12 protein-coding genes are annotated in these 11,632 nt (G+C 74.2%); 7 read left to right on the top strand and 5 right to left on the bottom strand.

Going from position 1 to position 11,632, the window contains the following annotated elements; translation table 11 throughout:
* Window positions 1-48: 48 nt before the first annotated feature.
* Complete coding sequence (mtrA, locus tag ACFHWT_RS12935; protein ID WP_123603719.1) at window positions 49-738, bottom strand: MtrAB system response regulator MtrA; 690 nt, start codon at window positions 736-738, stop codon at window positions 49-51.
* 210 nt (window positions 739-948) lie between these two features.
* Here mtrA and ACFHWT_RS12930 point away from each other — a divergent pair, with 210 nt between their 5' ends.
* The 5 genes from ACFHWT_RS12930 (at window position 949) to ACFHWT_RS12910 (ending at window position 6,490) form a co-directional block, all read left to right on the top strand.
* Entirely contained in the window at window positions 949-1,809 is an 861-nt protein-coding gene (locus ACFHWT_RS12930) for a hypothetical protein (RefSeq protein WP_416594841.1), read from the top strand.
* A complete protein-coding gene (locus ACFHWT_RS12925; RefSeq protein ID WP_416594840.1) occupies window positions 1,806-2,546 on the top strand; it encodes a DUF4129 domain-containing protein in 741 nt (246 codons plus the stop codon). Before ACFHWT_RS12930 ends, ACFHWT_RS12925 begins: the two co-directional genes overlap by 4 nt.
* Window positions 2,543-3,982 carry a DUF4350 domain-containing protein gene (locus ACFHWT_RS12920; protein ID WP_416594839.1) on the top strand — a complete coding sequence of 480 codons (1,440 nt, stop codon included), beginning with the start codon at window positions 2,543-2,545 and terminating at the stop codon, window positions 3,980-3,982. The genes ACFHWT_RS12925 and ACFHWT_RS12920 overlap by 4 nt, the downstream gene beginning before the upstream one ends.
* 137 nt (window positions 3,983-4,119) lie before the next feature.
* Window positions 4,120-5,040: an AAA family ATPase gene (locus ACFHWT_RS12915; protein ID WP_416594863.1), complete on the top strand. Its 921-nt coding sequence runs from the start codon at window positions 4,120-4,122 to the stop codon at window positions 5,038-5,040.
* A 61-nt stretch (window positions 5,041-5,101) separates the two neighbouring features.
* Window positions 5,102-6,490, top strand: coding sequence for a DUF58 domain-containing protein (locus ACFHWT_RS12910; protein WP_416594838.1), 1,389 nt, complete (start codon window positions 5,102-5,104; stop codon window positions 6,488-6,490).
* Here the strand turns inward: ACFHWT_RS12910 and ACFHWT_RS12905 are convergent.
* Window positions 6,463-7,473, bottom strand: coding sequence for a stage II sporulation protein M (locus ACFHWT_RS12905; RefSeq protein ID WP_416594837.1), 1,011 nt, complete (start codon window positions 7,471-7,473; stop codon window positions 6,463-6,465). The two genes, ACFHWT_RS12910 and ACFHWT_RS12905, sit on opposite strands and share 28 nt — an antisense overlap.
* A 22-nt stretch (window positions 7,474-7,495) precedes the next feature.
* Here ACFHWT_RS12905 and ACFHWT_RS12900 point away from each other — a divergent pair, with 22 nt between their 5' ends.
* Complete coding sequence (locus ACFHWT_RS12900; RefSeq protein ID WP_416594836.1) at window positions 7,496-8,608, top strand: RDD family protein; 1,113 nt, start codon at window positions 7,496-7,498, stop codon at window positions 8,606-8,608.
* A gap of 39 nt (window positions 8,609-8,647) precedes the next feature.
* On the top strand, window positions 8,648-8,800 hold the full coding sequence (locus ACFHWT_RS12895) for a hypothetical protein (protein ID WP_278173964.1): 153 nt from the start codon (window positions 8,648-8,650) through the stop codon (window positions 8,798-8,800).
* A 204-nt stretch (window positions 8,801-9,004) separates the two neighbouring features.
* On the opposite strand, the gene manA is transcribed toward ACFHWT_RS12895, so the two are convergent.
* From manA to ACFHWT_RS12880, 3 genes are read right to left on the bottom strand one after another with little or no spacing between them, the layout of a single operon-like run.
* Window positions 9,005-10,201 carry a mannose-6-phosphate isomerase, class I gene (gene manA / locus ACFHWT_RS12890; protein WP_416594835.1) on the bottom strand — a complete coding sequence of 399 codons (1,197 nt, stop codon included), beginning with the start codon at window positions 10,199-10,201 and terminating at the stop codon, window positions 9,005-9,007.
* A 10-nt stretch (window positions 10,202-10,211) separates the two neighbouring features.
* Complete coding sequence (locus ACFHWT_RS12885) at window positions 10,212-11,426, bottom strand: SIS domain-containing protein (RefSeq protein WP_416594834.1); 1,215 nt, start codon at window positions 11,424-11,426, stop codon at window positions 10,212-10,214.
* Window positions 11,426-11,608: a Trm112 family protein gene (locus ACFHWT_RS12880; RefSeq protein WP_416594833.1), complete on the bottom strand. Its 183-nt coding sequence runs from the start codon at window positions 11,606-11,608 to the stop codon at window positions 11,426-11,428. Before ACFHWT_RS12880 ends, ACFHWT_RS12885 begins: the two co-directional genes overlap by 1 nt.
* Window positions 11,609-11,632: the final 24 nt, after the last annotated feature.

The following is an 11,632-nucleotide window of genomic DNA, read 5'->3' as shown; positions in this document are numbered from 1 at the left end:
AACAGGTCGGACACGGTGCGGGATCGGCCAGCCACAGTACCGACCAGGCTAGCCGGTGCCCGCCTTGTAGCCCACGCCCCGAACGGTGAGGATGATTTCGGGTCGCTCCGGATCCGGCTCGATCTTGGCGCGCAGCCGCTGCACGTGCACGTTCACCAGCCGGGTGTCGGCCGCGTGCCGGTAACCCCAGACCTGCTCCAGCAGCACCTCGCGGGTGAACACCTGGCGCGGTTTCCGGGCCAGCGCCACCAGCAGGTCGAACTCCAGCGGAGTCAGCTTCACCTCGTCACCGTCGCGGCTGACGGTGTGCGCCGGCACGTCGATGGTGATCTGGTTGCCCGGTGGCCCGATGGTGAGCAGTTCGGGCGCGACGTCCTCGCCCCGGCGCAGCCGGGCCCGCATCCGGGCGACCAGCTCCTTGGGCTTGAACGGCTTCACCACGTAGTCGTCGGCGCCGGACTCCAGGCCGAGCACGACGTCGACGGTGTCGCTCTTGGCGGTGAGCATGACGATCGGGATGCCCGATTCGGAGCGGATCGCCCGGCAGACGTCGATCCCGCTCATCCCGGGCAGCATCAGGTCGAGCAGCACGATGTCGGGCCGGTTGTCCCGGAACGCGGCGAGCGCCCGCTCACCGTCGGCAACGAACGACGGCAGGAAGCCCTCGCTGCGCAGCACGATACCCATCATCTCCGCCAGGGCGGGATCGTCATCGACAACCAGCACGCGGGCTCTCATGTGACCAATATTCCATCCCGGTTCCAGCGGTGGGGGACCGCCACCGGCCGGGCCGGTCGCAGCGACCCCGGCACGGTCACGACATCCCCGCACGGTCACGACATTCCGGACGCCGCGCCGCCCTACAGCGGCTGACGGCGATCCGCGTGCCACGATGGTAGGCCGGCCGTCCCGTCCGAACCATCGACCACCTCGTCACCAGGAGTCCGCGTGAATCACGCCGACCCGCCCGACGTGCTGCCGCTGCGCCCGCTCACCACGGGCGAACTGCTGGACGCAGCCGTGGGTCTGCTCCGCGGCCACGCGCCCGTCCTGTTGACCGTCGGCGTCGTACTCGCTCTCGGTGAGCAACTGCTGCTGCTCCCGTTGCGCGAGGCGGCCGGAGCCACCGCCCCGGCGTACCTGCCGAGCTGGAACCGGCTCGGCGTCTACTGGCTGCTGCTCGCCGCCGGGGCGGCCCTCGAAGTGACGGCGATCGCCCTGCTCAGCGGCCTCACCTCGCGGGCGGCCGGAGCAGCGCTGGACGGGCGGCGCGTCACCGGGGCGCGGCTGCTCGACCCGCGTGGCGGCCGGTTCGCTGCCGTCGTGCTGGTCGCCTGGGCGGCCGGCACCATCATGTTCACCGCCGCGCTCGCCGGGCCGGTCTGGTTCATCGGGTACGCGGTCCTCGGGCTGGCGGTGCCCGCCGTGGTGCTGGACCGGGTGCCGGTCTGGCAGTCGCTGGCCCGGTCGGCCGCGCTCGCCACCCGCGCCGGGCTGCGCGCCGGGCTGATCCGCGTCCTGGGCTACCTGATCTGGTTCGCCATCCGCGCCGGCCTGGCGATCGGCGCGGTGCACCTGGTGGACCGGGACGCGCCGTGGCTCGCCGTCGCGACCGTCGCCGGCTGGACACTTCTCAACGCGGTCGGCTACCCGGCACTCGCCTGCCTGGACGCCGTCCTGCACGTGGAGACGCGGATGCGCACCGAAGGGCTGGACATCCGCCTGCGGCGCGCGTCGACCCCGACGGCCACCTCCCGGGCCGCAGCGTCGGTGACACCGGGCACCGGATCTCTGGTGGTCGGCAGGTGATCGCGACCGTGAGCCGCTGGTGGACCGAGTCCGTCGCCGCCGTCGGCGACGTCGTCCCGCTGCCCTTTGCCACAGTGCTGCTGCTGGCCGGTGCCACACTGGCCGCCCTCGGCTGGTTCCACTGGCCACGCTGGTGGCCACGGCGCCGACCCGGTTCATGGGGCTGGCTACGCCGGCCGGACCTGGCCGGCTGGCTACGCCGGCCGGGCCGCTGGCGGCCGGCACCGCCCGGCCGGCCCCGCTGGCTGACCGCGTTCGATCCACGCCGCTGGCTCGCCGCACTCCGCTCACGCCGCTGGCTCGCCGCGCTCGACCCACGCCGCTGGCGACGGCGGCCGGTGACCGCCGCCGGCGGCCCCGGTCGTTCGCCGGTGCCGCCGCCCCGGTCGACCGACGTGCCGGCCGCACTCGCCGACCGGTACGCCGACCAGGGCCGGTACGCCGAGGCGGTCCGGGAACGGCTGCGCGCGATGGTCGTGGAGATCACCGACCACGGGGTGCTCACCGACCGACCCAGCTGGACCGTCACCGAACTCGCCGACGTGGCCGGGCGGGCCGAGCCGGCCGCCCACCCCGTGCTGACCGAGGCCGGCGGCATCTTCAGCGACGTGTGGTACGGCGAGCACCCGGCACTGCCCGGCCACGACCGGCGGATGCGCGAACTCGCCGGCCAGTTGCGTCACGCGCTCGACCAGAACCGTCGGCCCGCCGGCCAGCGACCGGGCCGGCGACGGTGACCCGGCCAGGTGCCCGCCACCAAGGGCTGCTACCGCAGCGGTGGCTGCGGATCGCGGTCCCGTTCACGGTGGTCGGCGTACTGATCGTCGGCACCGCCGTGGCGTACCAGCTGACCCACCCGGACCCGACCCGACCCGGCTTCCTCTCCCCGACCAACCACGGCCCGGAGGGCGGCAGCGACCTGGCCGCCGCGTTGCGCGGCGACGGTATCGCCGTCCACTCCGCCGACGGGACCGTCGACGCGATCCGCGCCGCGCTGACCGGGCCCACCACGCTGTTCGTTCCCGCACCAACCCTGGTGCACCCGGACTACCTGCGGGCGCTCGGCCGGATGCCGGCGGGGACCCGGGTGCTGCTGGTCGACCCGCCGGCCCGGCTGCTGCGCGGCGAGCCGCTGCCGGTCGAGCGCCGTACCCGGCGCTGGGCTGCCCGGGTCGACGGTCCGGACCACGACGGTCGGCCGTGCGCACTGCCCGAGGTGGCCGGCACCGGGCCGGCGGCGGCCGTACGGCAGCGTTACGCTGCCCCGCCCGGGATCGACCCGGACCGGTTCGACCTGTGTTTCGACGCCGGCTTGGCCCGGCTCGACTGGGGGCAGGCCGAGCTGGTGGTTGTCGGGGCGAGCGACCCGTTCCGCAACGACCGGTTCGACGAGCACCGCAACGCGCGGTTCGCCGCCGAACTGCTCGGCACCCGTGCGCAGGTGGTCTGGCTCGACCTCGCCCGCCCGGACACCCCACCGGAGCCCGGCGAGCCGGTGCAGCAGCCCTCGATCCACCTCGGCGAGGACGACCCCGGTGCCGGCCCGCAGGTCAGCGCCCGACCGACCGGGCAACCGCAAGGACCCGTGGCCAGTGACGTCCGGCCCCCGCAGGACACCCTGCTGGATGCCTTCCCGCCGTGGTTCTGGGCATTGCTCGCCCAACTGGCCGCCGCCGCCCTGGTGCTGGTGCTGTGGCGGGCCCGCCGGTTTGGTCCGCCGGTGACCGAGGCGCTGCCGGTGACGGTCCCGGTCGCCGAGACGATGCTGGGCCGCGGGCAGCTCTACCGGCGGTCCCGGGACCGGGCCCCCACCGCGGGTATCCTGCGTACCGCCGCGCTGGCCCGGCTCGTTCCGCTGCTGGATCTGCCGGATCAACCCCAACCGGCGGACGTCGTGGCGGCGGTCGCCGCCCGTACCGAGGCGTCCGCCGAGCAGATCGACGCGTTGCTGTACGGGCCGCCGCCCACCACCGACGGCGACCTGCTGCACCTGGCCCGGCGGCTGGCCGTCCTGCCCGCCGAGGTCGCCGGTCCGGCCAACCGTGTCGAGCCGTCCGGCAGCCCGGACCGGAGTCTGTCCGCCGGCCCGGACGGACCACCACCCGACGGGCCAGCCGGGCCGGTGGCCCCGGCACCCCGGTCCCCATCCGCGATCGAAGGAGAGCCCTGGTGACCCGACCCAGTGTGACCGGTCCGGCGGACGCCGTGCCCGCAGAACGGCACAGCGGCCCCGCCGGCCACGACACCGACCTCGGCGGTCACGGCCCCGGCCTCGCCGGCCACGACACCGCCCGCGACGCGCTACGCCGGCTGCGCGCCGAGGTCGCCAAGGCCGTGGTCGGGCAGGACGCCGTGGTCACCGGTCTGGTCATCGCGCTGCTCTGCCGTGGGCACGTGCTGCTGGAAGGCGTGCCCGGCGTCGCCAAGACCCTGCTGGTACGGGCGTTCGCCGCAGCGCTGGATCTGGACGCCAAGCGAGTGCAGTTCACCCCGGACCTGATGCCGGGCGACGTCACCGGGTCACTCATCTTCGATCCACGAAGCGCGGCGTTCACCTTCCGGGAAGGCCCGGTCTTCACCAATCTGCTGCTCGCCGACGAGATCAACCGGACACCGCCGAAGACGCAGTCGGCCCTGCTCGAGGTGATGGAGGAGCATCAGGTCTCGGTGGAGGGGGTCCGCCGGCCGCTGCCGGCACCGTTCATCGTGGCCGCCACCCAGAACCCGATCGAGTACGAGGGCACCTACCCGTTGCCGGAGGCGCAACTAGACCGGTTCCTGCTCAAGTTGTCCGTACCGCTGCCCAGCCGGAACGAGGAACTGGGCGTGCTGCGGGCTCACCACGCCGGCTTCGATCCGGCGGATCTGGCCGCTGCCGGGGTGCGCCCGGTCGCCGGGGCGGCCGACCTGACCGCGGCCCGCCGGGCCGTCGGGCAGGTGCGGGTCAGCGAAGAGGTGTTCGGCTACATCGTCGACCTGTGCCGGGCCACCCGGACGGCTCCCGCGCTGGCGCTCGGTGCCTCACCGCGGGGCACCACCGCGCTGCTCAACACCGCCAAGGCGTGGGGGTGGCTGGCCGGCCGCGACTACGTCACACCGGACGACGTGAAGGCGGTCACCCGGGCCACCCTGCGGCACCGGATCCGGCTGCGGCCGGAGGCGGAACTGGAGGGGGTCACCGAGGACGCCGTACTCGAATCGGTGCTCGGCGCCGTCCCGACGCCACGGTGACCGGGCCTGACGCCACGGTGACCAGGTCGGTGGCGCCGCCGGCCGGGGCCGGACGGCCGCCGTGCTGACCTGGCGGGCGGCGGTGCTACTCGGGGTCGGCGCGGTGACCCTGCCGTGGTGGCCGCGGCCCTGGCTGGGTCTGGTGGTCGGCACCGGATCGGTGGCCCTGCTCGCGCTGATCGACCTGGCGTGGGCCGCCCCGCTGAGCGCGCTGGAGCTGCACCGCGACGGCGACCGGACCAGTTGGTTCGGCACTGCGGCGACGGTGACGTTGCGGCTGCGCAACGGCTCCAGACGGCGGCTACGGGCCGAGGTCCGCGACGCCTGGACCCCGTCGGCCGGTGCCGCCCCAGCCGGCACCGCCGGTGCCGGTCCAGCCGTTCGCGCCGGCGCCGCCGCCTACCCCGCCGGCGCTACCGGCGCTGCCGGCGGTGGACCGATCTGGCGGGTACGGCTGGCGCCGGGAGCCACCGCCGCGCTGCCCGCCGTACTCAACCCGACCCGCCGCGGCGACCGACGGGCAGTCGAGGTGACCGTCCGGTCCGCCGGCCCACTCGGGCTGGCGTTCCGGCAGCGCCGCCGACGGCCGCCCACCCCGCAGTGGACGCTGCGGGTGCTGCCCCGCTTCGACTCCCGGCGACTGTTGCCGGAGAAGCTGGCCCGGCTGCGGGTGATCGACGGCATGCGGGCGACCCGGGGACGGGGGCAGGGCACCGAGTTCGACAACCTGCGCGAGTACGTGATCGGCGACGACGTACGGTCCATCGACTGGCGCGCCAGCGCCCGGCGCTCCGACGTGCTGGTTCGGACCTGGCGCCCGGAACGGGACCGGCGGGTGGTGTTCGTCCTGGACACCGGGCGCACGGCGGCGGTCCGCGTCGGAGACCAGCCCCGGCTGGACGTGGCGATCGACGCCGCGCTGCTGCTGGCCACGCTGGCGCACCGGGCCGGCGACCGGTTCGACCTGCTGGCGGTGGACACGAAGGTCCGGGCACGGATCTGGGGTGCGAACCGGCAAACGCTGCTGCCCCGGTTGGTCGCCGAACTGGCGGCGCTGCAACCGGCGCTGCTGGAGACGGACCACGAACTGATGGTCGGTGAGGTGCTCCGCCGGGAGACTCGCCGGTCTCTGGTGGTGCTCTGCACCGCGCTGGAGCCGGCTGCGCTCGGCGACGGGCTGCTGCCGGTGCTGCCCCGGCTCGTCGCCCGGCACCAGGTGGTGGTGGCCGCGGTCGGAGATCCGGCGGTGTCGGCCGTCGCCGACGGGCCGGTGCGCGACGTCGCCGACGCGTACCTGGCCGCCGCCGCGGCGCGGACCACGGCCGAGCGGGACCGGGTCGGTGGCGCGCTACGCCGGCACGGCGTCCCGGTGCTGGACGCGGCCGCGCCGAGCTTCGCCGGCCGGCTCGCCGACCTCTACCTTCAGCTGAAACTGCTCGGCCGGCTCTGAACCGAGTCGGCGGGGTGCCGGGCCGGGTCGGCGGGGTGCCGGGAGCCGAGGATGAGGACGTAGCCGAGGAAAGCGAGCCAGGCGGCGACCCCGATGGTGACCCGCAGCCAGGTCGGCAGCGGTGCCGGGGTGACGAAGGCCTCGATCAGCCCGGCCACCGCGAACAGCAGCACCAGCCCGAGCGCCACCAGCACGCCGGAGAGCCCGGCCTCGGCGACCGCCCGGCCCCGGGCCAGGTGTGCCGGCGGCGCGATCCACGCCCCGCCGATCCGCAGCCCCACGCCGGCAGCGATGAAGACGCCGGTGAGCTCAAGCAGACCGTGCGGCGTGACCAGTCCAAAGAAGACGTCCGCCCGGTCGTACGAGATCATCACCCCACCGGTGACCCCGAGGTTCAGCGCGTTCACCCAGAGTAGGTAGAGCACCGGAACCACCAGTACGCCGGCGGCCAGGCACTGCGCGGCGAGCCAGGCGTTGTGGGCCCACAGCTGGGCGGCGAAGTTCGGTGCCGCGTACCGGGTGTAGTAGCCGGCGAAGCTCGACTCGGCGAGCTCAGCGGCGGCCCGGTCACCGATCAGCAGCCGGGCGCTGTCTGGATTGCCGGCCACCCACCACATCAGGAAGCCGGTGAGCGTGCAGAAGGCGACGGCCACCGCCGCCCACCAGGGCGCCGCCTGGAACACCGCCCGGGGGAACCCGACGCCGAAGAACCGGCCGACCTGGGCCCAGGAGAATCCCCGGCCCCGGGTGAGCCGAGCGCGGGCCGCCAGCACCAGCCGGGACAGCCGGGCGACCAGCGCCGGATCCGGCGAGCGGCTGCGGACCGCCGACAGGTGGGTGGCGGTCCGTTGGTAGAGCACGACCAACTCGTCCGCCTCGGCGACGGTGAATCGCCGGGCACGCACGAGCTGTTCCAATCGTCGCCACTGGGGTTCGTGCTCCGCCACGTACGCGTCGAGGTCCACGGTCACCTCCCGTCCCATAGTGTTCACTGGGAGGGTGGCCATGCAGACAACCGGGGGCGGCAGGCTGGTCAGCGGTGAGGCTGTCGAGGTGGAGGTACGGCTGGCCCGGCTCGGCTCGCGGCTACTGGCCCTGCTCGTCGACCTCGTCGTACAGGCGTTGATCGCGGTGGTGCTGGCGGTCCTGGTCGGGCTGCTGCTCGCGTCGATGCGCGCGTCCATCGAGGTCGACGAGGCGCTCGGACAGGCCCTGCTCACGGTCGGCGCGGTCCTGGTATTGGTCGGCTACCCGGTGCTGGGCGAGACGTTGAACGCCGGCCGTACCGTCGGCAAGCTGGCGGTCGGCATCCGGGTGGTACGCGACGACGGCAGCCCGCCACGTTTCCGGCACTCGCTGACCCGCGCCCTGGTCGGCGTGGCCGCGGAGTGGCCCGGTCTGCTGCTGCCGCCGCTCACCTGGCTGGCCAGCCTGGTGACGATGGTGATCAACCGGGACGGCAAACGCCTCGGGGACCTGGCCGCCGGCACAGTCGTGGTGCACGATCGGGCCCCGGCGGCCTGGGGGTGGGTGCCGGACATGCCGCCGGTGCTCGCCGGTTGGGCCCGTACCCTCGATCTGAGCCGCTTCGACGACGACCTCGCGCTGGACGTACGGCATCTGCTCGCCCGGGGGCACGGGTTCGCCGAACCGGCCCGCTCCGACCTGGTCCGATTGGTGACCGAACAGGTCGCGGCGGTGGTCACTCCCCCGCCGCCGGCCGGTGTTCCGGACTGGGCCTACCTGGCGGCGGTTCTCGCCGAACGCCGTCGCCGGTCGGCGCAGCGGCTGGCCCGGACCAGGTCGGTGACCGCCGCGCTCTGGCCGGAACTCGCCGCGGTGAGTCCGGCCCGGACCAGCGCCCCGCGTCCGGCGGCGCCGGTCCGGGCCGCTACGCCCGAGTCGGTCGCGCCGGCACAGCGGGACGGACCGGACTGGCCGCGCGGCAGCTGGCCGCGGCCGCCCTGGCTGGGCCCGACGGCGGAGCAGCCGGACTGGACCGGGGTACGCCGTCCACCGGTCGCCAGCACGCTGCGCACCGCCGGTGCTGATCCCCAGGTGGGCGCCGCCGACGCATCATCCGACCGAGAGCGGACGCCCGGATCCGCACTGTCGTGAAGCGGCCAGCGGCTGGCCAGGTGTGGCAGCATCGGTGCGGTGAAGGCATTCCTCCCGTGGCTGGTCGTCCTTGCCCTGGTGATCTTGCTGAACGCGGTCGGGTTGCGCCCACTGGCCACCGCGCTGGCGCTGGGTTGGCTGGCGTACTGCATCTGGACCTGGGTACGACCGGGTAGCCGCTCCCAGGGTTGACCCCGCCGGCACGCCACGAGTCGGTAATTTCCGGATTAGCTTGACAGTCTGACTACTCACTGCAAATCTATGGCTACGTCGCGTCACGATGATCGTCACGCTGACGCGCGGGGGAACCAAACCGGGGGGATGCGCGGGGCGGCTGTCGGTGAGCGGAGCGGACGCTCACCCGGCCGCCCCGCGTGCTTGTCCGCCAGCAGCCAGCTAGCCGGCCGAGCCGGCTGAGGCGACCGAGGCGACGAATGCCGTACCAGTGCCAGAGACCACCAGCGGTGTCCCACCCGCCGGCCCCACCGCTGCCTGTCCGGACGGGATCGGAACGGTCGCCACACCATCGTCGACGGCGACCTCACCGGCGACGCAGAGCACCACCCGGGGGCCTTCGACCGGCACCGACACCCGCCGCACCGCAGCGTCGAGCACGACCCGGTGCAGCGCGAACTCGGCGACCGGCACCGGCCAGGTGACCACCCCGGAAGCGACCGGCCGGGCCCGTACCACCGGATCGTCGAGCACCTCGAAGCGCAGCACCCGCAGCAGCTCCGCGACGTCGACACGCTTGGGGGTCAACCCACCGCGCAGCACGTTGTCACTGGCCGCCATGATCTCCACCCCGGCACCCCGCAGGTACGCGTGCAGGTTGCCGGCCGGCATCCAGATCGCCTCCCCCGGAGCCAGGGTGACCTGGTTGAGCAGCAGTGCCACCAGCACGCCGGGGTCGGCCGGATAGTGCCCGGCCAGCCGGCGCAGCAGCGCCGCGTCGGCGGCGTACCGCGTCGGCAGCCGGTCGGCGCCGGCCACCGCCGCCGCGACCAGAGCTGGCCGTTGCGGCCCCGGCCACCGCAGCAACCGCTCCATCGCCTCCGGCAGCCCGTCCAGGCCGACCCGCAACGCCTTGGTCACCGGCTCCAACTCGTCGACAGCCAACGCCGCCAGCACCTCGGCGGAGAGCTGCGGCACCCGGAAGCCGCAGAGCGCATCGAACTCGCTGAGCGCCACCAGCAGCTCCGGCTTGTGGTGCGGGTCGACGTAGTTGCGCCCCGCCGAGGTGGCCGGCAGCGTCGACTGCGCGGCGTACCCGGCGCGGGCCTGCATCGCGTCCGGATGCGCCTGCAACGACAGCGGCGTCTCGGCGGCCAGCACCTTCATCAGGTACGGCAGCCGCCCGTCGAACCGGGTCGCGGTCGGCTCGCCGAGCCAGCCCACCGGATCCTGGTCGATCAGCTCCGGCAGCCCGACCAGCGCCCCGCCCCGCCGCACCTGGGACGGCGCACCGGGGTGGGCACCCAGCCAGAGCTCCGCCTCCGGCCCGGGCGCCGGAGCCGGGCGCCCCTGCAGCCGCGCGATGACGGTCCGCGACCCCCAGGCGTAGTCCCGGATCCGGCCGGTCAACAGTTCCACGACGCCCGCCTCAGGTGGTGGAGAGTTCCTTCATCTCGCTCACCGCCGGCACCGCCATCGGGTCCAGATGGTGCGCCAACGCCAGGTAGACGGAGGCGAAGTCGGGGACCGAGATCAACGAGGCGAGCCGTTCCAGCGCCGAACCGCCCTCCGCGGTGATCACGTCGCACCGCACACCGCGCCGGTCCGCCAGGGTCTGCACCGCCTCGGCCCGGCGCTCCTCGACCACGAAGGGTTCGTCGGCGTCGTCCTCCGGGTTCAACCCACCGTCACGCAGCAGCACCAGACGCAACCGGGTCGGCGACTCGGACTGGTCATCGTCGTCGTCCGGGTCGGCGAAAATGTCCCGGGTCGACTCCCCCAGGCCGCCGAAGACCCCGTCGAGCAGCCCCACCCGACCCCGGCCGGCTTCACCGAGCGCCCCGGTGACCACCGGATAGCGGGCGTTCGTCGACAGCGTGTCACCGAACCGGCGGGCGGCGACCGACGCCACCGGCGACGAGCCCCAGACGATCGGCACCGAGCCGGCCAGCCCCAGAGCGAGAGCCTTCGCCGGGTTGACGAACGACTCGGCGGCCGGGCGGCACCGCTCGGCGTCGGCGTCCAGCCGGGCCGCCGTCTCCGCCAGATCCGCTTCGTTGACCTTGACCAGGCCCAACGCCCGCGCTGCCAGCAGCACCGGCACGGTCAACGCCCAGAGGCTGGCCCGGGCCGGGGCGCGTCGCGGCACCGGGACGAACGGGGCGCGTACCCCTTCGGCGACCGACTGCAACTGCGAGTCAGGCGGCCCGACGGCGACCAGCCGGGCACCACGCCGGGCGGCGGCCTGAGCCGCGCCCAGCGCCTCCGGGCTGCGCCCCGAAGCGCTGACCGCGATGACCACGTCGGCCGCACCGACCCAGCCGGGCACGCCGGAGCTGCGGTGCGGGATCACCGGTACCGGACAGCGCGGTCCAGCCACAGTGGCCAGCACGTCACCGGTCCGCCCGGCGGTACCGATTCCGGCGATGACCACCGCCCGGGGCCGCCCCTCGTCGCTGAGCATGCCGAGGTTGGCGTCGGCGGCCAGCGCCGCCGACTCGCGCACCTGGGCACCGGCCGACGCGGTGAACCGCAGCATGCCGCCGGGATCGGTCGAGTTGAGCCCGTCCACGTCGTCCAGCAGCGCCTCGTCGGCGACCCGCCGACCCACCACCCCGGACGTGCCGTCGATGGGAACCGCCATCAGCTGGCCTCGCCGGGCCGGCGGGCCTCGTCCAGCAGCAGCACCGGAATCCCGTCCCGCACCTCGAAGACCCGCGAGCACTCCGGACAGGTGAGGGTCGCCGCGTCGGCGTCGTAGGTCAACGGCGTGTGGTGCGTGTCCGGGCAGGCTAGGATCTCCAGCAGCTGCGAATCCAGGGCCATCGGATGGCTCCTTCCACGTGTCTC

It is taken from the genome of Micromonospora sp. LOL_021, from assembly GCF_048060215.1.
Classification (GTDB): Bacteria; Actinomycetota; Actinomycetes; order Mycobacteriales; family Micromonosporaceae; genus Micromonospora_E.
Note: the sequence above shows the minus strand (reverse complement) of the source record. Positions and strands in the feature narration are given on the sequence as shown.